Source organism: Caballeronia arvi (genome assembly GCF_001544695.2).
GTDB classification, from domain to species: Bacteria; Pseudomonadota; Gammaproteobacteria; order Burkholderiales; family Burkholderiaceae; genus Caballeronia; species Caballeronia arvi.
In genome coordinates this window covers 44,137-63,259 of sequence record NZ_FCOM02000017.1, presented here as the reverse complement: position 1 = coordinate 63,259, position 19,123 = coordinate 44,137, and the positions used below count along the sequence as shown (strand labels likewise).

The following is a 19,123-nucleotide window of genomic DNA, read 5'->3' as shown; positions in this document are numbered from 1 at the left end:
CGCTGCTACACCACGTTCATGCCTCGAGCCACACGTTCTCCGCGAACATCCAGCCCATCAGGCCCGCGAGAGGGATGCCACCCAGACCCTTCAGCTTCGTCGTGTGCGCATCGAGCGAGCTCTGGAACATCGGAATGCCGATACCGCCGTCCTTGTGCACGAGTTCCTGCATGTCGCCGTAGATCTTCTTGCGCTTGGCGTCGTCCGGCTCGCCGCGCGCGCTGACCAGCAACTGATCGAACTGCGCGCTCTTCCAGTTGGCTTCGTTCCACGGCGCATCGGACTTGAAGAACTGCGTGAAGATCACGTCCGCGCTCGGGCGTGCATTGATGTTGCCGAAGCCGAGCGGATGCTTCATCCAGTGATTCGACCAGTAGCCGTCGGACGGCACGCGGGTCACTTGCAGATTGATGCCCGCCTGAGGCGCGACCTGCTGCATCAGCACGGCCATTTCGACGGAGCCTTCCGCCGCCGGCGATGCGTACAGTTGAATCGGCGTGTTGCCGACCTTCGCCTTCTGGAAGTGGAACTTCGCTTTCTCCGGATCGAACGCGCGTTGCGGCAGGCCCGCCATGTAGTACTTGTTGCTCGGATCGATCGGCTGATCGTTGCCGATCGCGCCATAGCCGCGGAAGATCGTTTTCTTCATCTGCTCGCGGTCCATCAGATACATCATGCCGCGGCGGAAGTCCGCGTTGCCCGTGATGCCTCCATCGTCGCGCATGATGAGATCGGTGTACTGGCCCGTCTTCGTTTCGAGCACCGTGAAACCCTGCGTGCCCTTGATGCGCTCGGTCGAACGCGCGCTCACCGCGTTGATCAGTTGCACGTCGCCCGAAATGAGCGCATTCACGCGCGCCGGTTCGTCCGCGATGCCGATCAGCTCCACTTCGTCCAGATGCGGCATGCCCGGCTTCCAGTACTTCTCGTTGCGCACGCCGATGGTGCGCACGCCCGGCGCGAATTCCTTGACCTTGAACGGTCCCGTGCCGACAGCCGTCTTGAAGTCGGTCGTGCCGTCCTTGATGATGAGGAAGTGCGAGTCCGCCAGGATCACGGGCAGATCGGCGTTCGCGCCCGTCAGCGTGATCGTCACCTCGTTCGGGCCCGTCGCCTTGACTTCCTTGAACTGATCGGCGAGCGTCTTCGCCTTCGAGCCGATCGCCGGATCCTTGTGACGCATCAGCGAATAGACGACGTCCTGCGGCGTGAGCGACTTGCCGTCATGGAACTGCACGCCGCTGCGAAGCTTCGCGACCCACACGGTCGCATCTTTCGTTTCGAGCGATTCGGCGAGCGCCATCTTCGCGCCGAGATGATTGTCGAGTTCGGTAAGGCCGCTGTAGAACATGAACCCGCGGGCGTAGTCGGTGCCGAGCGAGCCCTTGGCGGGATCGAGCGTATCGGCGGCGGAAGACGACTGCGTCGCCACGCGGATGCGTCCACCCTGCTTCGGCTTGTCCTGCGCGAACGCCGCGCCGCTCGCGGTGAGCAGGCCCGCGCCGGTCATGGAGAGCAGTCCGCCCGCGGCCATCGCGCGTAGGACGTTGCGCCGCGACGCGCCGCGGCGCGTCAGTTCTTCGAGCCGTGTGCCTGCATCGGCATGGGCAAGTGCTTCAGGCGATTTGTCGATGCTCATGAACTTCTCCGCGATAGGGGCTGTGGATGTTTTGTCGACGGCTTGTTTATGGAATGTAGGCCGCCTGTCTTTGCTTCGATGTTTCGATGCTTCGATGCCTCAATAGAACACGTCTTTGATCGAGTAATACGCGCCGACGAGCGGCAGAAACCAGGGCTTGCCCGTATGGCCCGGAATCGCGGGCCAGTCGAAATCGCGCCACGGGTTCGCGTCCGCGTTGCCGTTCATCACGTCGGCCATCACCTGGCCCATGTGTGTCGACATCTGCGTGCCGTGGCCGCTGTAGCCCATCGAAAAATAGATGCCGTCGTGCTGACCCGCGCGCGGTAGGCGGTCCGCCGTTATATCGACGAGACCGCCCCAGCAATAGTCGATGCGCACGTTGGCCAGCGCCGGAAATATCGCTGCGAGATTGGCTTGCAGAATGCGTCCGCTCTTCGCATCCGATGCCCGCTCCGACGCGGTGAAACGCGCGCGTCCGCCGAGCAGGAGGCGCGCATCGGGCGTGACGCGAAAATAGTTGTGCATCAGGCGGCTCGTCGTGTACGAGCGCCGGTTCGGCAGCAGTTGCTTCAGTTGCGCTTCAGGCAACGGCTCCGTCACGATGATGAACGAGCCGACCGGCGCGAGCCTGCGCCGATACCACGCGAACGGGCCGTGCTTCGAAGGCCCCGTTGCGATCAATACCTGTTTTGCGCGCAACGTGCCGCGCTTCGAATCGATGCGATACGCGTTGCCTTCCTTCGCGATCGCCGTCACTTCGGCATGTTCGTAAAGCCGCGCGCCTTGCCGCACTGCCGCTTGCGCGAGGCCGGCCGCGAACTTGCCCATATGCATCTGTCCGCCGTGGCGTTGCAGCAAACCGCCGTAGAAGGCGTCCGATTGCACTTCGTTGCGGACCTGTTCACGATCGAGCAGATCGATGTCGGGATCGACTTCACGTCGAATCAGTTCAGCGGTCTTCGCGATGTGCTCGAGATGATGCGGCTTCGCGGCGAGCTTCAGCTTGCCCGACGCGAGATAGTCGCAATCGATGCCTTCTTCCCTGATCAGACGCTCGACCGTATCGACGGCCGCCGCATATGCGCGATAACAGCCTTGCGCGCGCTCGACGCCGAGTTGTGCGCGCAGCGCCGCGTAATCCTGCGCGACGCCCGTATTGCACTGACCGCCATTGCGCCCCGACGCGCCACCGCCGATGCGACCCGCATCGAGCACGACGACCGACGCGCCGCGCTTACCCAACGCGAGCGCCGCCGAGAGACCCGTGAACCCGCCGCCGATCACGGCGACATCGGCCTGACCATCGACCGGGCCTTCGCACGCGGACGTCATCGCGGGTGCGGTATCGAGCCAGTAGGAGTCGAGTTTCATCGGCATTGCCCGCGAGAAGTGGTGTGTTACAGACCGAGCTGCGTGGCGAGATCGCCGATGGTGTCCACTTCGTAATACTCGTAGTACGGCGTGCCCGGCTCGTGGCCGCGCTTGACGAACGCCTTGTGCTTGATGCCCAGATCGTGCGCGGTCATCAGGTCATAACGCAGGCTCGACGAAACGTGCAGCACGTCTTCCGGATTGCAGTTCAACTGGTCGAACATGTACTCGAAGCCCTGCATGCGCGGCTTGTACGACTGCGCCTGCTGCGCCGTGAACACGCGATGAAACGGCGCACCGAGCTTGTCGACGTTGCTTTGAATCTGATCGTTCGACGCGTTCGACAGAATCACGAGCTTGTACTTCTTTGCCAGGCGCGAAAGACCTTCCGGCACGTCCGGATGCGGACCCCACGTCGGCACGGCGAGGTAATACTTTTCGGCTTCGGCTTCGTTGAATTCCACATTCATGCGCTCGCACGTGCGGCGCACCGAATTGACGATCACGTCGCGATAGGGCTTCCATGCGCCGAGCACTTCGTCGCGGCGATAGCCCGAGAAGAACTTGACGAATTGCTCCAGGTCGTCGCCTTGCAGGCGGTCGCCGTACATCTCGCGGGCCATGTCGGCCATGCGGAATTTCGTCAGCGTGCCGTAGCAGTCGAACGTGATGTACTTCGGCTCGAAATCGATCATGGTGTCAGTCCTGTCGTGTGATGAACCCGTGCGGAGTTCGGTGTTGAAAACGAGGAACAGCGAATCGTTGAGGAAAATTTAAACAGGGCAAAAATGACTGATGGCGTCGAATGCGTGCCTCGCGGCGCTATAAGTCATGCGTTTTGAGGCATCGCCGCAGCACAAAATGCGGCGTGTTTTTTGAACGATCGTGCGCGTCGTTCTTCGCTTCATCCTTCGCTATCTATCAGCACGCTCTTGAAGCGCAGATTCGCTTCATACGCCTGCCGTCCGAGATCCTTGCCGATGCCCGAGCGCTTGTAGCCGCCCGTCGGAATCACGAAGTCGCTCGTGCGGCCATAGCGGTTAACCCATACCGTGCCCGCTTCGATGCCGCGCACCATGCGCAACGCGCGGCCGATATCCGCGGTATGCACGCCCGCCGCAAGACCGTATTCGGGATGCGAGGCCAGTTCGAGCGCTTCTTCTTCCGTATCGAAGACTTGTGCGGTCAGCACGGGGCCGAAGATCTCGCTGCGCGCGGCTTCGTTTTCCGGCGTGACATCGCACAGCAGAGTCGGTGAATAGAACGCGCCGGGCGTCGCTGCATCCGCGCGTGCGCCGCCGCAACGCAAGGTCGCGCCATTCGCGATGCTGCGCTGAACGATGCCGTCGATGCGCTGCGCCTGCGGCTCCGAGATGATCGGTGACAAGGTCGTGCCCGCAGCCCATGTCGGTCCGGCCTTGAGTTCGCCGAAGACTTTCGCGATGCGCTCGATCAGCTCATCGGCGACGGCGCGTTGCACGAGCAGTCGCGAGCCCGCGACGCATACCTGTCCCGCGTTGCCGGTGATCGCGCCCGCGATGCGCCGCGCGACGTCATCGATACGCGTGGCATCGGCGAAAACGATCTGCGGGCTCTTGCCGCCGAGTTCGAGCGTGACCGGCTTCGTGCCCGTCTCCGCGCACGCGGCCATGATCGCGGCGCCGGTGCGCGTCGATCCGGTGAACGTCACCTTGCCGATGCGCGGATGACGCACGAGCGCATCGCCGGTGATGCGGCCATCGCCCTGAACGACGTTGAAGATGCCCGGCGGCACGCCCGCTTCGAGCGCGAGTTCGGCAAGACGCAATGCGGAAAACGGCGTCATCTCCGAAGGCTTCAGCACGACCGCATTGCCCGCCGCGAGCGCGGGCGCGGTCTTCCAGATGCCCATGACGAGCGGAAAATTCCACGGTGCAATCGCGCCGATCACGCCATACGGCTCGGCGATCGTCATGCCGAGATGACGATGATCGGTGGCCGCGACATCGCCGCCGATTTTGTCGGCGAACTCCGCATAGAAGCGGAGGCTTTCGGCAGTGAACGGCACGTCCCAGTTGTACGCATCGCGCACGGGACGCGTCGAGCCGAGCGCTTCGAGCGGCGCGAGATGGGCGGCATCGGCGGCGACGAGATCGGCGAACTTGCGCAGTACGCGTGCGCGTTCGCGCGGCGCACGTCGCGCCCAGTCGCTCTTCCTGAACGCGTTATATGCGTTTTGCACGGCGTAGTCGATCATCGCTTCATCGGCGATGGGCACCGATGCATAGACGACGCCATCCGAGGGCCGCGACACGTCGATACGCGCCGCGCCTGCATCGATCAGTTCGCCGCCAATGAAATGCCCGCTCCTGATGCCGATGCTGGCGGGATCGAAACGGTCCATATGCGTGAGTCCTCCGGGACGGTGCGTTGACATGGCTTCATCGTAGGACCAGAGCGCCGGCATATTTCGCTGACAAAATTGCCGATTCAGCACATCGTGCGCGTTCTCGCCGCGATAACCCGCGGTTTTGCGTTGCATCATGCGCGCACGCCCAGACGCCGTGCGGGACAAGAAGATCGTCCTAGCCATGCGCGCTGCGCGGTGTCAAAGTCACGGTAAATGTCTCAGGATGAGGAGGCCGGCGTGCCCGACTCAAACAAGAACGATGTGATCGAATACCGGGCTTTCACGCTCGACGACGTGTCCGCTGCCCACGCGTTGACCACCTCCGTCAAATGGCGGCATCGCGCCGAAGACCTGCGCTTCGCGGCGCGTCTCGGTCATGGCTTCGCCGCGGTCGACAGTCAGGGCCAGGTCGTCGGCACGGCGCTCGCATGGGAGTTCGGCGCGGCTGCCGCGACGATCGGCATGTTCATCGTGTCGCCGGAATATCAGCGGCGCGGTATCGGGCGCGGACTGCTCGATCGTTTGATCGCGAAGTTCGGTCAGCGCATGCTGCTCATTCATGCATCGGACGAAGGCGTGCCGTTGTGCCGGGCACGCGGCTTCACGCGCATCGATACGATCCAGCAACATCAGGGCGCGGCTTTTCAGCCGCCGCTCGTTTCCTTGCCGCCCGGCGAACGGCTGCGGCCGATCGGCGCGAAGGACACGCCGCGTCTCGCCGGTCTCGCATCGCGCGCGAGCGGACTGGACCGCTCCGCGCTGCTGCCCGAATTGCTCGATACGGCGAGCGGCATCGCACTCGATCGCGATGGCGAACTGATCGGCTTCGCGCTGTTCCGGCGTTTCGGCGACGGCCATGTGATCGGCCCGGTGATCGCGCCCGAATCGCCGGACCAGAGCCGCGCGAAGGCGTTGATCAGCTATTGGCTGGCGCTGAACGCGGGCATGTTCGTGCGCGTCGATACACCGCTGCGCTACGGGCTTTCGACGTGGCTCGAAGGGCTCGGTCTGCCGCTCGTCGACACCATCGAGCAGATGGCGCTGAACGGCACGCCATCCGCCGATGAAACGCTCGCGCAGTTCGCGTTGACGAGTCAGGCGCTGTGGTAATTCACGCCTTTTGCAGCCACGCGAATTCCGCGAACCGATAACCCATCACGCGGCCCGACGGGCTTCCCTTCAGGCCGCGCAGCGTCGAGCTCTGCGCATCGATGAAGTTGATGAACGCGGGAATCACGAGGCTGTTCTTCTCGTAGATGATGGTCTGCATGTCGCCGTACATCTGCTTGCGCTTCGCTTCATCGCGCTCGCGGCGCGCCTGCACCAACAGCTGATCGAACTGCTCGTTCTTCCAGCCCGATTCGTTCCAGTTCGCATTCGAGCGGAAGAACTGCGTGTACAACAGATCGAGCGTCGGGCGCGGCAGGATCGAACCGTAGGTCATCGGGTACTTCATCCAGTACGTCGTCCAGTAGCCATCGGCGGGCACGCGGCGCACGTTGATATCGACGCCCGCCTGTCTCGCGGCCTGCTGGATCATCATGGCCGAATCGAGCGCGGTTTCCACCGACGGCGGCGCGATGATCTCCGCGCGCGCGCCCGGCGTGCCGGCCTTCTTGAAGTGGAACGCCGCCTTGTCGGGATCGTACGCGCGCTGCGGCAAGCCCTTCATGTAGTACGGATGCCACTCGGGCACCGGATGATCGTTCGCGAGCGTGCCGTGGCCTTGCAGCATCACCTTCACGATGCGCTGACGGTCATGCAGATACTTGATGCCTTCGTTGAAGTCCGCGCTCTTCGTCGGCAGCATGTCCTGACGCAGCGCCAGATCCGAATACAACTGCGACGGGCTTTCGAGGATCGTCACCTTGCCGGTCTGCTTCACGCGCTCGACATCGCGCGCGGGCAGCGGCGAGATCAGTTGCACATCGCCGGCCAGCAGCGCATTGGTGCGCGCCGCATCGTCGCCGATGCCGATGATCTCCACTTCGTCGAGATACGGACGCCCCGCCTTCCAGAAGTTCGGATTGCGTGCGCCGATGCAGCGTTGCGCGGGCGTGAACTCCTTGACCACGAACGGACCCGTGCCGTTGCCCTTGGAGAAGTCCGTCGTGTTCGCCGCGACGATCACGAGGTGCGGAATCGCGAGCAGCGCGGGAAGATCGACGTTCGGCTCGGTCAGCGTGATCTCGACCTTGAGCGGCCCCGCCGCCTTGACCGATGCGATACCGTCCGCGATCGACTTCGCTTTCGAGCCCGTGGCGGGGTCCTTGTGGCGCATCAGCGAGAACACGACATCGTCGGATGTGAACGGCTTGCCGTCGTGGAAATGCACGTTGGGCCGAAGCGTGATGGTCCACTTCGTGAAGTCGTCGGATTCGAGCTTCTCCGCGAGCGCGTTCTGCGTCTTGAAGTCGGCGTCGAGCTCGGTGAGGCCGCTATAGAACATATAGGCGCGCGAGTAGTCGCCGGTATGCGTGCCTTTCGCCGGATCGAGCGAATCCGTCAGCGATTGATTCGCAAGCGCAACGCGAATGCGTCCGCCGCGTTGCGGCGCCGCGTCCGTCGCAGCGAATGCAAGGTGCGATGCGCCCGGCAAGATGATCGTCGCCGCGGCAAGCGTTTTGATCGCCTTGCGGCGGCCAGGATCGGCGACAACGAGTTCCTTCGGCAATGTCATGGTCAGCCTCGCTTGGGTCTGGTCTTTATTGCGAATCGATGGCAGGTGCCTTCACAGCGCAAGGCATAGCCTGTATGCGTCGTAGATGGCCGTATGAATGTCGCGCGACGCGCTCGCGTCGCCGATGCGGTACAGATGGAACTGACCTTCTTCAGCCTGCGTTTCGGGTTGCGGCTTGCCTGTCGCGAATGCTTCGAGATCGGTATAGCCGTCGTTGGCCGAGTACATGCGCGCCGCCTCGAAGAGATCTTCCACAGCAAGCATGCCGCGCTCGACGACGACATGATCCGCTTCCACTTCGACGAGATCATTCGTCAGATGATGACGGAATACGGCGCGTCGCTTGCCGTTCGATGACGCATGCACTTCGATCAGCTCGATGTTCGTGCGAACGGGCACGTCCCAGCGCGCGATGTTGCGCATCCAGACCTGATCGTCGCCGCGTCCGCCGGTTTCTTGCGCGGGCATGCTGTCGATGAGCGCGAGCGATACGTCTAGGCCCGCATCGACATAACGTTCCGCGCACAGATACGCGTTGTGGCGGCCGGTGCCGTCGTACACGATCGCGCTGCCTTCGCGCGGCGGCGTTTCCGTGAGCGCATCGAACACGCTCTTGCAATGCTCGGCTCCCGGCAGCGCATCGAGATTCGGCAGGCCGCCCGTCGCGATGATGACGACGTCCGCGCCATGATCGAGCACGTCGCTCAATTCGGCGTAATGGTTGTAGCGCACATCGACGCTCAATCTTTCGAGCGCGGACACACGCCAGTCGACGATGCCGATGAGATCGCGCCGCCAGCTTCCCGTCGCCGCGAGCAGCATTTGCCCGCCCGCCGTCGAGTTCGCTTCGAGCACGGTGACGTCGTGGCCGCGCGTCGCACAGATGCGCGCGGCTTCGAGGCCCGCCGGTCCCGCGCCGACGATCAGCACGCGCTTCTTTTGCGCGGCCTGCGGTATGTCGTGCGTGAGGTACGTTTCGCGCGAGCTCGCCGGATTATGGATGCATGTCGCGCGGAAGTTGCGGCAGAACGATGCGCCGACGCACGGCCGCGCTTCGTCCTCTTTCCCCGCTTCGACGAGCTTCACAAGATGCGGCTCGGCGATATGCGCGCGCGTCATGCCGACCATGTCGAGCAGGCCTTCGCGGATCGCATAACGCGCGGTGGCGAGATCGGCGATCTTCGCGGCATGAAAGACCGGCAGATCGACCGCGCGCTTGAACGCGGCGGCTTTCGGCAGCCACGGCGCGGACTTCACGAACATGGCGGGCATCGAATTGAGCGCGAGCGCCATCTTCGTGTCCATGCGCCCGAACGTGACGTTGAAGAAATCGAAGAGACCGGTGCCCTGCAGGATGCGCGACATCTCCAGCCCTTCCTCGAAGCTGCATCCGTCTTCGAGCGCGAAGCGAAAGCCCACGATGAAATCATCGCCGACCTGCTTGCGGATCTCCTCATGAACCTCGATCGCGAAGCGCACGCGATTGGCCGTCGAGCCGCCGTATTTGTCGGTGCGCAGGTTCACGGTCGGGTCCATGAACTGGCCGATGAGATGACCGCCCGCATGCGTTTCGATGCCGTCGAGCCCGCCATCGCGGCAGCGCTTCGCGGCGAGGCCGAAATCGCGGATCACGCGTTTGATGTCGGCATCGTGGATCGCCTGCGGCATGGCGCGGTGCAGCGTTTCGCGCACCGGCGATGGCGCGATCATCGGCAGCCACGGTTCCGTGTAGGCGTCGCCGCGCCGCCCGAGATGCGTGATCTGGCACATCAGCGCCGCGCCGTGCGTGTGGACGCGGTCGGAGAAGCGCCGCAGATGCGGCACCACCGCATCCGTCGATACGTTGATCTGCTGGAACGTGTTCGGACTGTCGAGGCTGACGTTCGACGAGCCGCCGAACATCGTCAGGGCGAGACCCCCTTTCGCTTTTTCCTCGTGATACCGTTGATAGACCTCTTGCGGAAATTCGTCGCGCGTCAGGCGGCTTGCGTGGCTCGTGCTCATCACGCGGTTCTTGAGCACGAGATGCTTGAGGGTGAACGGCTGCAGCAACGGGTCCGACGAAGCAGTGGTCATGGCCTGCGAATGGAGTGGACGTCGGGCTCAAGGTAAGGAGGCCAATTTGCGCCGTCAAATTACAAATCGATGCATGCCCCATAACATGGTGTTGTATGAGTCTTCGACTTCCCTCGCTTCAGGCGCTGCTCGTCTTCGAAACCTCCGCGCGGCTTTTGAGCTTCACCAAGGCGGCGGGCGAGCTCAACGTGACGCCCGTGGCGGTGAGCCGGATGGTCGCGCGGCTGGAAGATGCGCTCGGCTTCAAACTATTCGAGCGCACGAAGCTAGGGCTAACCCTGACTGATCGCGGCGCAACATTGCAGCGCGCGGTCGCGTCCGGCTTCGGGCAGATCGGCGACACCATCGACGAACTCAAGCGCGATCATGCGCAGGGCGAGATCGTCACGCTCTCGCTGGCGAGCGGATTCGCCGCGCTGTGGCTGCTGCCGCGCTATGCCGAATTCCGCAAGACGTTCCCTTCCATCAATCTGCGCTTGCAGGTCATGGCGGGCCGGCTATATGGGCCGCTCGAAGATGCCGATCTCGGCATCCGTCTTCACGGACCCGGATCGGACGACGATCCGCTTCTGCTGTGTCCGGAGATCATCGTTCCTGTTTGCAGCCCTAACTATCTCGATGCGTTCGGTCCGCTCGATGCGCCGAAGCGCGCCGATGGTCACGCCTACATTCATCTAGACGTGACCACGCATTCATGGGCCGACTTTCATCGTGCGACGGGTCTGTCGGACAAGGGCATCGGCGAGGCGGTGCATCACACCGATCCGGGACTCGCCGTGCAATGCGCGATGCTCGGACAGGGCGTCGTGCTGGGCTGGCTGCTGGCGATCGCGGCGCCGCTCAACGAAGGCAAAGTGATTCCCGCATGGAACCGCTATATCGAAACGGGCTGCAACTACGTGCTGGAGCATCGTTCGTCGAACCCTTCTGAGAGCACGCGCGCGGTAGCGCAATGGCTCATCGATGAAATGAGGAAGGAAGTCGATCAGGCGCGACGCATTCTCGCCTTGCTGAAGGCAGTGCCGAAGAAGCGCGCCGAATCTGCGCCGGTGTCATGACGTGGATGAGGATCGATCGCGCTGAAAGCAACGCAGGCCGAATAGCGGCACGATGCCATAGGCGTGATCGAGCATGTCGGATTGCAGGTTCTCGTAGCGCTCCCAGCGAATCTCGTCGATATAAAGCACGATCTCCACGGCGACGATGGGCGCCGCGGACTGCACGTGACGGATCACGAGCGGCATGTCGCGGCGCACGGCGGCGTGCTGCCTGAAGTATCCGCCGAGATAGAGCCGATACCAGCCGAGGTTCGTGCGCCGCTCGTCGTCGGGCACGGCGAGCGGGCGCTGGATCGCTTCCTGTATGCGCGCGAGCAGGGTGTCGTCGGGGTAACGTATCGTGTCGACATCGATGTGAATCGCATGCCGCAGACGCCGGCAGCGCGCTTCGGTCATGCCGCGCCAATTCTTCACGCTGTTGGTCAGGAGAAGCTGGCTCGGCAGCATCACGATGGTGTTATCGAAATTGCGCACCTTGATCGTGTTGAGCGAGATGTCGATCACGGTGCCATCGGCGACGAAGCCGGGCACTTCGATCCAGTCGCCCACGCGCAGCATGTCGTAGGCCGTGAGCTGAATGCTGGCGACGAAGCCGAGCAGCGAGTCGCGAAAGATGATGATGAGCAGCGCCGTGATCGCCGAAAGACCAGTGAGCAAGTAGAGCGGCGAACGTTCGAGCAGCAACGACACCACAGCGATCAGCGCGACCAGATACAGCACGATGGTGGCGATTTGCAGAAAGCTCTTGATCGGCCTTTCGCTCGCCGTCGGGACGTGGCTGTATCGTTCCTCGATGCTGTCACGCAGCGCGAGCAATGCGCGCACCAGCGTGTAGACCATGTAGCAGGCCGCGAGTATGGCCAGAGGCCGTCCGAGCGCAGGAATGACCGGAAACGTGAGGCCGGATAGCATCGGCGCCGATGCGTAGATGATGGCCGCGGGCACGAGCGGCGCGAGCCGGTGAAACACGTGATGCCGCTCGGCGGCGACGAGCCACTTGCGCCCTTCCTTGCGCGCGAGCCGGCTGACGATCATCAGCATGATCCAGCGCGTCAGGTAGTAGCAGATGACGCTCGCCAGAACGATTGCCAGAAGCATGAACGCCACGATCAGCGTGCCGATGGCGTAGCTTTCCGTGTAGAAAGCAAATGTCCAGTCGGGTCCTCTTTCGATACGCAGCAAATTGCCGAACATGGACGCTCCTGCTATGGGCGAAGCGGTGGGATTATTCAGGCGAATGGGCAATGGCGCTTGCTATGGGGGGTATTGTAGTGGGGTGGGCATAGCTTAGTCGGTGAAGCGTTGAGGGGCTTCATGTTGCGCGATTTTTCGTCGCTACGATTGGGTGCCCTTTGAGTTTATTCCCTACCCCGCCATTTTTATGGAAGGCAAAAAATTACCAAATCAGGCAAGCGATCATTCGATTCGTCATGCTATTTATTCGGTCTTTCAGTGCAAAGGAGGCGGAATGCTGACGAAGGCGAGCAATAGCGACGGAAGCGGCGTATGGAAAGTGTAGAACTCGAAGAGAGCACTGAGATGCGCTGCACCCTCTACGAGCTTTCTGCCTACGAGGCAGACTATCTGAGCATGCCGCGCATCTCTGAATTATCCAATGAAGAAAGGCGCAAGCAGCGCGAGCGGGATAAACAGGACTTTCTTGAATGGTTCTGGCTCAGCCCGTTGGCCGGCGGCCTCGCCGGAGAGGTCGGATCTGAAGAGCTTGACCAGTTGCACGAATTTGCCAGAGAGAACCAGCTGCATGACGCTCGTTCGAGACACCTTTATAAGGAGGTTGAGGATGCGATCAAGGAGGCCGTCGAGGATGACCTCATCATTCCCGTGATTGACCGGACGGACGATTGGTGCGGCGGTCCCACGCCCGCGCTTGCGCCTCGAGCGCCCTCTGTCTCGCACGGCCTGATGGCCGAATCTGTTGACTGGTTTGCGCCGTTATCGGGCACTTTCGGCAGCGAGCCGATCCTGTCAGGTCCGTATGACCCGTCAAAACAGGAGGCGCTCTTGAAAGCCGCGCGATTAGAAGGGGGAGGCGGTGGCGGTGGCGGTGGCTTTGATTGGCTCGGCCCAGCGGAAGCAGCCGCAGGCGCGCTCCTTGGCGGTTCACGTTCCTACCGTGACGGCTACAGCAATCCCCTGCTAAAAAGCTTCGGAGACGGTGACGCGAAGCCATTCGAGTACGTGCCGGACGCGCCAGGCAATGAAGTGCTCGAACTGGCGGCGAAAACGAACAACCCGGACTACGCGGCCAAGATGCTTGGATACGACCGCGACACGTTCGGCGACATGATTCACGCGATGAAATACAACCTTGACCTGAGAGGCGATGACAACGTCATCTGGCATGACAGCGGTGACGTTGAGTTCAGGAGAAGGATCATCGGCAACATGCACGACTACGCAAACTGAGAGTATGCGATGATCACACATCAATTTGCCCACGCGTCATTCTCGATAACCGGCGATGCCTTGGACCCCGCGTACTGGACTTCATATTTCGGCGTCCATCCCGATTGTGCAATCGTCAAAGGTCAGTCGTTCGTTACCTCCTCCGGCAAACAGAGCCGCCACCCTGGACGCATCGGTTTATGGGGCTTGCGCAGCAAAGGCGCGATACGGAGCGATACGCTGGAACCTCATCTCCGGTATCTGATTGCACGCCTCCAGCTTCCTCGCAACGGATTGCGGGAACTGCTTGTGCAGCAAAACGCAGGGATGCGTTTCTTCTGCTATTGGGACAACTCATCCGGCGACCGCGTGCCCGATGTACCCGATGACATCCGCGCGATGATGGATGCGATCGGCGGAACTATCGAAATTGACGAGTATCGTTAAGCGATGGGCGGCAATTTTGTCCGCCGCCCTCTCTTGTAGAGCGACGTGTACTACAAGGGGTTTCATCTTGACAACATGCACAACTACTGACCGGTCACCTCGGCTACTCGCCTATGCGTCGTTCACCATCACCGGTGACGCGGTCAGCCCTCGGGACTGGAACCAATATTTTTGCTTCGAGCCAGACATCGCGATCGCGAAAGGTGATTCGATCAACGATCCGACCGGGCAAGGGCGAGAGTTGAGGCGACGCACTGGCGTATGGGGAATAAGAAGTAAAGGGAAAGTTGAGAGCGAGTTACTGGAGCCGCATCTGCGTTTCTTGATTGAGCGGCTGCAATTACCGCGCGCTGATCTTCGCAGGCTGATCGAGGAACAAAGGGCAGCAGTTCGTTTCTTCTGTTACTGGGTCAACTCATCCGGCACCCGCGTGCCCGATGTACCGGATGACATCCGCGCGATGATCGAAGCGCTCGGCGGAACTATCGAAATCGACGAGTACCGGTAAGCGAGCAAAGCGGCGGCGCGCCTCACCCCGCCTTCCTTCGCACACCCACCTTCCTCTTCTCCCCCGCCGCAGCCGACTCACCCACCCCCGCCCCCGACTGCACCAAAAACTCCCGAAACGCATTCGCCACCTGAGGCAACCTCCGTTCCGACATATGCACGACATGCCAGAACCGCTCGATCGGCGTCGATGGCACGCGCAGCGTCGTGAGCAGTCCCGCCTGCATCTCCAGCGCGCACGCGTGCAGCGAAAGAAACGCGACGCCGAGCCCCGCCTCGACCAACTGCTTGATCGCCTCGTTGCTCGATAGCTCCGACGCCGCATGCAGCTTCAATCCCGCTTCCTTGAACAGCGCTTCGATCGCGACACGCGTGCCCGAGCCGCGCTCCCTGACGAGCAGATTGGCCGCTTCGAGATCGGTCAGCGAAATGCGCTTCGCGCGCATGAGCGGATGCGATGGGGCAGCGACGAACGCCATCGGATGCTTGGCGAATGCGGCGGCGCTCGTGCGCAACTCGCGCGGTTGCCGTCCCATGATCGCGAGATCGATCTCGTTCGTCGCGAGCATCCGCACGATGTCATCGCGATTGCCGATGCGAAACTGCAGCTTCACGCCCGGCCTCTCTTTCGTGAATCTCACGAGCAACGGCGGCACGAGATACTCCGCCGTCGTGATCGCGCCGATGCGCAACGTGCCGCCCAGCTCTCCGCGCAGCGCCGCGACTTCTTCGCCCGCCTCGTTCCAGAGACTCAGGATCTCGTTCGCGTAGCGCGCCATGACTTCGCCCGCGGCCGTCAACTGAATCTCACGTCCCGCGCGGCGCAACAGCGGCGTGCCCGCCGCCTCGCCCAGAAGCGAAATCTGCAGGGATACCGCCGGCTGCGTCAGATGCAATTCCTCGGCCGCGCCCGATATGCTGCCCACGCGCGCAACGGTCTGCAAAGTGCGTAACTGGCGGAAGGTCGTCGTCTTTAACATTAGTGAAAACTTATGAGTCGGCGATAAATACTAAATAGCGCAAATGTTTTCACGACCTTATATTTTTTCTCATGAGGTCGTCAAGCGAGACCCGCGGCGACACGCACGCATTCAATCGACGGGAGAACGATGATGTTGAACACTTATGCGCGACACCAGGTCGATACGCCCCACCGCATCGTCATCGTGGGCGGCGGCGCGGCCGGGCTCGAACTCGCGACGCGGCTCGGCAATGGTCCGGGCAAGCGGCGCCGGGCCGAAGTCATCCTCATCGACCGCTTTCCGACGCATTTCTGGAAGCCGCTCCTGCATGAAGTCGCTTCAGGTCAGATCGATGCGGCCAGCCATCAGATCGACTACGCCGCGCACGCGAAATGGAACCACTTCCGCTTCGAGCAGGGCGCGCTGTCGGGTATCGATCGGGGCCGCCGCGAGATCGTCATCGACGAAACCACCGATATCGACGGCCGCCCGGTTTTGCCGCGCCGGACGCTCGCATTCGATACGCTCGTGCTCGCGCTCGGCAGCGTCACCAATTTCTTTTCGATTCCGGGCGCGAACGAGCATGCGCTCACGCTCGAAACCGTGGATCAGGCGGAGACATTCAGGCGGCGTCTGTTGTCGAGCCTGCTGCGTTCGGGCCACGACGCCGCCAAAACGCCCGTTTCGGTGACGGTGATCGGCGGCGGCGCGACCGGCGTCGAGCTGGCCGCCGCGCTGCGGGGGTCCGCGGAAATGCTGCGCGACTATCACCTCGCGTCGCTCGATCCGTCCGACGATATCCGCATCCGCCTGCTCGAAGGCGCGCCGCGCGTGCTGCCCGCTCTGCCCGAGCGCATCTCGACGCGCGCGAAAGACGTGCTCGGCGGACTCGGCGTCGACGTGCGGCTGGGCTGCCGCGTGCAATCGGTGGAAGCGAACGCCGTCGTCACCGCAGATGGCGAAACGCTCGCGAGCGACATCACGATCTGGGCGGCGGGCGTGGAGGGGCCGGCGGTCTTGCGTACGCTCGAAGGCTTGCCGCTGAACCGGCTCGGACAGGTCATCGTCGATGGAAATCTGCAGATCGCGCCCGATTCAGGCATCTACGCGATGGGCGATTGCGCCGCGTGCGCGGCATCGAAGAGCGACGCGCTTGTGCCGCCGCGCGCGCAGGCCGCATGTCAGCAAGCGGTCTATCTCGCCGATGCCCTCACGCGTCGTCTCGACGGTCGCGCCGTGCAGGACTTCTCGTATCGCGATCAGGGCACGCTCATTTCGTTCGGACGCGCGGGCGCGGCAGGCGCGCTGATGAGCGAGCTGTTGCGCCGGCCGCTCTTCATCGACGGATGGATCGCGGCGTCGGCCTACCGGCATCTTTATCGCAGGCACATCATGGGGCTGACCGGCGTCAAGCGCGCGGCAATGTACGCGGCGAGCCAATGGCTGCGCGAACGCGTGCGCCCCACGGTGAAACTGAACTGACGGCGGTTCAGGAGCGCGCGCGTCCCGACACGAGACATTGCGACCGGGACGCGTCGCGCTGGCTGCTCGCGGCGGCGTGACTGAAGCCCTTGGCGAGCGCGTCGAATTCGACCTGCGCGGCGCGCTCGACGCACGACGCCGCCGCGACTTCGCTTCCCTGAGCGTGGAGCATCGCGCGATCGGCGACGAGGTAAGCGACGAGCGCCAGAACGGTGACCTTGAATATCTTCTGCATGCTTGTCTCCTTGCGCTCTACGCTACGGGGCAGACGGCTCGGCGCAAATCAGGGCAAGCCCGGAGCGAACGAACGGTTTTATTCACTCCGAGTCCTTCGCCCAGCCAAACCGGTAAAAATGTCAATCCCGCCCGGCACAATGAATTTGATACGCCGCAATTCCCCCAAAATCTTTTCTTTGAGTTATTCTCGTTAACCCTTAGGTTGCGCCCGGTCTAAGACTATTCGCGCGGCCGTCCTGCCTTACATTCCACTGTCACCGCGCAATGTTTTCGCAAGCACGCCCTTCGCGTGCCGGCCGCGCTTTGCTTTCGATTTCAACCGAACCCATGCATCTGCCGTCAGTCCTCAGCTTTCTCATCTGGATTCCCGTGGTGTCAGGCATTTTCGTGCTGACGTTCAGCCCGTCGGCGACGCTCGCGCGCGCGGCCGCCCTGTTCGGCGCGGTGCTCGGCGCGCTGCCGCTCATGCCGCTCGTCGCGCACTTCGACGCAGCCTCGGGCGCGATGCAGTTCGTCGAGCGCATCGACTGGCTGCCGCAGTTCGGCATCGCGTATCACCTCGGCGTCGATGGCATTTCGCTATGGTTCACCGTGCTGACGGCAGTGACGACGCTGATCGTCTTCATCGCGTCGTGGCAGTCGGTCACAAAGCAGGTCGCGCAGTACTACGGCGCGTTTCTCGTGCTCTCGGGCTGCATGCAGGGCGTGTTCGCATCGCTCGACGGCATGCTGTTCTTCGTCTTCTTCGAGGCTTCGCTGATTCCGCTGTATCTGCTCATCGGCACGTGGGGCGGCGGCGAGCGGCGCGTCTATGCGGCCATCCGTTACTTCTTTTTCTCGCTGCTCGGCTCGCTCGCAATGCTCGCCGCGCTGATCTATCTGTGGTCGCAGGCGCATACCTTCGACATCGACGCATGGCGCCATCTCGAACTCGGCTTCGCGCCGCAGATCGCGATCTTCGTGTGCTTCCTCGCGGCCTTCTCCGTCAAGGTGCCGATGTGGCCGGTCCACACCTGGCTGCCCGACGTCAACGCCGAAGGCCCGACCGGCGCGGCGGTGCTGCTCGGCATGCTGAAGATCGGTGGCTACGGGATGCTGCGCTACGTGCTGCCGATCGTGCCCGACGCCGCGCATTTCTTCGCACCGGCGATGATCGCGCTGGCGCTCGTCGCGGTCATCTATGGCAGTCTCGTCGCGCTCGCACAGACGGACATGCGCAAGCTGCTCGCATACTCGGCGGTCGCGCACATGGGTCTCGTCACGCTCGGCCTCTTCACCTTCGACCGCATGGGCACCGAAGGCGCGGTCGTGCAGATGCTGTCGTACGGCATCGTGTCCGGCGCGATGCTGCTGTGCACGGGTGTGCTGGTCGAGCGCACGAACAACGGTTCGATCGATGCCTACGGCGGCGTCGCCAACACGATGCCGCGCTTCGCCGCATACGCGATGCTGTTCGCGATGGCAAATGTCGGCTTGCCGGGCACGTCAGGTTTCGTCGGCGAGTTTCTGGTGCTGATGGGCGCGATCCGCGTGAACTTCTGGATCGGCGCAGCGGCGGCATCGTCGCTGATTCTGAGCGCGGCCTATACGCTGTGGATGGTCAAGCGCGTGATCTTCGGCGCGGTGAAGAACGACCGCGTGGCGATGCTGCGCGATCTGGGCAAGCGCGAGTTCGCGCTGTTCGGCGCGATGGCCGTGCTGGTGCTCGCGATCGGCGTGCATCCGAAGACATTCACGGACGCGATGGGTCCGTCGGTCGAAAGTCTCCTGTCGGCGGCGCAAGGCTCGTCATTGCCCGCCGATGAAAACGCGCCGTCCTACGACGCCCATCACGTGACGGTCTCCGAGCGCACGCCGGGCTGACGC

At 62.7% G+C, this 19,123-nt stretch carries 16 protein-coding genes; 7 read left to right on the top strand and 9 right to left on the bottom strand.

Annotation, left to right across the window (positions count from 1 at the left end):
* Nucleotides 1-16: 16 nt before the first annotated feature.
* From AWB74_RS20140 to AWB74_RS20125, 4 genes are all read right to left on the bottom strand, one after another.
* The gene (locus AWB74_RS20140) at nucleotides 17-1,639 is read right to left on the bottom strand and encodes an ABC transporter substrate-binding protein (protein WP_061148494.1); all 1,623 of its coding nucleotides are present in this window, start codon (nucleotides 1,637-1,639) and stop codon (nucleotides 17-19) included.
* Nucleotides 1,640-1,738: 99 nt separating this feature from the next.
* Nucleotides 1,739-3,013, bottom strand: coding sequence for an NAD(P)/FAD-dependent oxidoreductase (locus AWB74_RS20135; protein ID WP_061148566.1), 1,275 nt, complete (start codon nucleotides 3,011-3,013; stop codon nucleotides 1,739-1,741).
* Nucleotides 3,014-3,039: 26 nt separating this feature from the next.
* Nucleotides 3,040-3,708: a haloacid dehalogenase type II gene (locus AWB74_RS20130; protein WP_061125266.1), complete on the bottom strand. Its 669-nt coding sequence runs from the start codon at nucleotides 3,706-3,708 to the stop codon at nucleotides 3,040-3,042.
* Nucleotides 3,709-3,917: 209 nt separating this feature from the next.
* Nucleotides 3,918-5,396, bottom strand: coding sequence for an aldehyde dehydrogenase family protein (locus AWB74_RS20125; protein ID WP_061148565.1), 1,479 nt, complete (start codon nucleotides 5,394-5,396; stop codon nucleotides 3,918-3,920).
* 243 nt (nucleotides 5,397-5,639) lie between these two features.
* Here AWB74_RS20125 and AWB74_RS20120 point away from each other — a divergent pair, with 243 nt between their 5' ends.
* A complete protein-coding gene (locus AWB74_RS20120) occupies nucleotides 5,640-6,512 on the top strand; it encodes a GNAT family N-acetyltransferase (protein ID WP_061148564.1) in 873 nt (290 codons plus the stop codon).
* Between the two features lies 1 nt (nucleotide 6,513).
* Here AWB74_RS20120 and AWB74_RS20115 read toward each other — a convergent pair whose 3' ends face one another.
* Together AWB74_RS20115 and AWB74_RS20110 are read right to left on the bottom strand one after the other, a co-directional pair.
* Nucleotides 6,514-8,082, bottom strand: a complete 1,569-nt coding sequence (locus AWB74_RS20115; RefSeq protein WP_061148493.1) for an ABC transporter substrate-binding protein — start codon at nucleotides 8,080-8,082, stop codon at nucleotides 6,514-6,516.
* A gap of 51 nt (nucleotides 8,083-8,133) precedes the next feature.
* Nucleotides 8,134-10,158 (bottom strand): oxidoreductase, encoded by a 2,025-nt coding sequence (locus AWB74_RS20110; RefSeq protein ID WP_061148492.1) that lies wholly within the window; start codon nucleotides 10,156-10,158, stop codon nucleotides 8,134-8,136.
* Nucleotides 10,159-10,253: 95 nt separating this feature from the next.
* Between AWB74_RS20110 and AWB74_RS20105 the strand changes: the two genes are divergently transcribed.
* Nucleotides 10,254-11,216 carry a LysR family transcriptional regulator gene (locus AWB74_RS20105; protein WP_061148491.1) on the top strand — a complete coding sequence of 321 codons (963 nt, stop codon included), beginning with the start codon at nucleotides 10,254-10,256 and terminating at the stop codon, nucleotides 11,214-11,216.
* Here the strand turns inward: AWB74_RS20105 and AWB74_RS20100 are convergent.
* Nucleotides 11,211-12,410 carry a mechanosensitive ion channel family protein gene (locus AWB74_RS20100; RefSeq protein WP_061148490.1) on the bottom strand — a complete coding sequence of 400 codons (1,200 nt, stop codon included), beginning with the start codon at nucleotides 12,408-12,410 and terminating at the stop codon, nucleotides 11,211-11,213. The genes AWB74_RS20105 and AWB74_RS20100 overlap by 6 nt on opposite strands.
* Before the next feature lie 312 nt (nucleotides 12,411-12,722).
* Here AWB74_RS20100 and AWB74_RS47350 point away from each other — a divergent pair, with 312 nt between their 5' ends.
* The 3 genes from AWB74_RS47350 (at nucleotide 12,723) to AWB74_RS20085 (ending at nucleotide 14,577) form a co-directional block, all read left to right on the top strand.
* Nucleotides 12,723-13,643, top strand: a complete 921-nt coding sequence (locus AWB74_RS47350; RefSeq protein WP_235024631.1) for a hypothetical protein — start codon at nucleotides 12,723-12,725, stop codon at nucleotides 13,641-13,643.
* 9 nt (nucleotides 13,644-13,652) lie between these two features.
* Nucleotides 13,653-14,069, top strand: coding sequence for a DUF4279 domain-containing protein (locus AWB74_RS20090; RefSeq protein WP_061148489.1), 417 nt, complete (start codon nucleotides 13,653-13,655; stop codon nucleotides 14,067-14,069).
* A gap of 67 nt (nucleotides 14,070-14,136) precedes the next feature.
* The gene (locus tag AWB74_RS20085) at nucleotides 14,137-14,577 is read left to right on the top strand and encodes a DUF4279 domain-containing protein (protein ID WP_061148488.1); all 441 of its coding nucleotides are present in this window, start codon (nucleotides 14,137-14,139) and stop codon (nucleotides 14,575-14,577) included.
* Between the two features lie 22 nt (nucleotides 14,578-14,599).
* On the opposite strand, the gene AWB74_RS20080 is transcribed toward AWB74_RS20085, so the two are convergent.
* The gene (locus tag AWB74_RS20080; protein WP_061148487.1) at nucleotides 14,600-15,556 is read right to left on the bottom strand and encodes a LysR family transcriptional regulator; all 957 of its coding nucleotides are present in this window, start codon (nucleotides 15,554-15,556) and stop codon (nucleotides 14,600-14,602) included.
* A 129-nt stretch (nucleotides 15,557-15,685) separates the two neighbouring features.
* On the opposite strand from AWB74_RS20080, the gene AWB74_RS20075 reads away from it, so the two are divergent.
* Nucleotides 15,686-17,020, top strand: a complete 1,335-nt coding sequence (locus tag AWB74_RS20075; RefSeq protein ID WP_061148486.1) for an NAD(P)/FAD-dependent oxidoreductase — start codon at nucleotides 15,686-15,688, stop codon at nucleotides 17,018-17,020.
* A gap of 7 nt (nucleotides 17,021-17,027) precedes the next feature.
* Here the strand turns inward: AWB74_RS20075 and AWB74_RS20070 are convergent, their stop codons facing one another.
* Nucleotides 17,028-17,255 carry a hypothetical protein gene (locus tag AWB74_RS20070; protein ID WP_061148485.1) on the bottom strand — a complete coding sequence of 76 codons (228 nt, stop codon included), beginning with the start codon at nucleotides 17,253-17,255 and terminating at the stop codon, nucleotides 17,028-17,030.
* Nucleotides 17,256-17,584: 329 nt separating this feature from the next.
* On the opposite strand from AWB74_RS20070, the gene AWB74_RS20065 reads away from it, so the two are divergent.
* Nucleotides 17,585-19,120, top strand: a complete 1,536-nt coding sequence (locus AWB74_RS20065; RefSeq protein WP_061148562.1) for a complex I subunit 4 family protein — start codon at nucleotides 17,585-17,587, stop codon at nucleotides 19,118-19,120.
* Nucleotides 19,121-19,123 lie beyond the last annotated feature (3 nt).

What these genes read in the sequence shown, in the direction of transcription:
- AWB74_RS20140 (WP_061148494.1), bottom strand. Translation starts at nt 1,639, where the DNA reads ATGAGCATCGACAAATCGCCTGAAGCACTTGCCCATGCCGATGCAGGC.
- AWB74_RS20135 (WP_061148566.1), bottom strand. Translation starts at nt 3,013, where the DNA reads ATGAAACTCGACTCCTACTGGCTCGATACCGCACCCGCGATGACGTCC.
- AWB74_RS20130 (WP_061125266.1), bottom strand. Translation starts at nt 3,708, where the DNA reads ATGATCGATTTCGAGCCGAAGTACATCACGTTCGACTGCTACGGCACG.
- AWB74_RS20125 (WP_061148565.1), bottom strand. Translation starts at nt 5,396, where the DNA reads ATGGACCGTTTCGATCCCGCCAGCATCGGCATCAGGAGCGGGCATTTC.
- AWB74_RS20115 (WP_061148493.1), bottom strand. Translation starts at nt 8,082, where the DNA reads ATGACATTGCCGAAGGAACTCGTTGTCGCCGATCCTGGCCGCCGCAAG.
- AWB74_RS20110 (WP_061148492.1), bottom strand. Translation starts at nt 10,158, where the DNA reads ATGACCACTGCTTCGTCGGACCCGTTGCTGCAGCCGTTCACCCTCAAG.
- AWB74_RS20105 (WP_061148491.1), top strand. Translation starts at nt 10,254, where the DNA reads ATGAGTCTTCGACTTCCCTCGCTTCAGGCGCTGCTCGTCTTCGAAACC.
- AWB74_RS20100 (WP_061148490.1), bottom strand. Translation starts at nt 12,410, where the DNA reads ATGTTCGGCAATTTGCTGCGTATCGAAAGAGGACCCGACTGGACATTT.
- AWB74_RS47350 (WP_235024631.1), top strand. Translation starts at nt 12,723, where the DNA reads ATGGAAAGTGTAGAACTCGAAGAGAGCACTGAGATGCGCTGCACCCTC.
- AWB74_RS20090 (WP_061148489.1), top strand. Translation starts at nt 13,653, where the DNA reads ATGATCACACATCAATTTGCCCACGCGTCATTCTCGATAACCGGCGAT.
- AWB74_RS20080 (WP_061148487.1), bottom strand. Translation starts at nt 15,556, where the DNA reads ATGTTAAAGACGACGACCTTCCGCCAGTTACGCACTTTGCAGACCGTT.
- AWB74_RS20075 (WP_061148486.1), top strand. Translation starts at nt 15,686, where the DNA reads ATGATGTTGAACACTTATGCGCGACACCAGGTCGATACGCCCCACCGC.
- AWB74_RS20070 (WP_061148485.1), bottom strand. Translation starts at nt 17,255, where the DNA reads ATGCAGAAGATATTCAAGGTCACCGTTCTGGCGCTCGTCGCTTACCTC.
- AWB74_RS20065 (WP_061148562.1), top strand. Translation starts at nt 17,585, where the DNA reads ATGCATCTGCCGTCAGTCCTCAGCTTTCTCATCTGGATTCCCGTGGTG.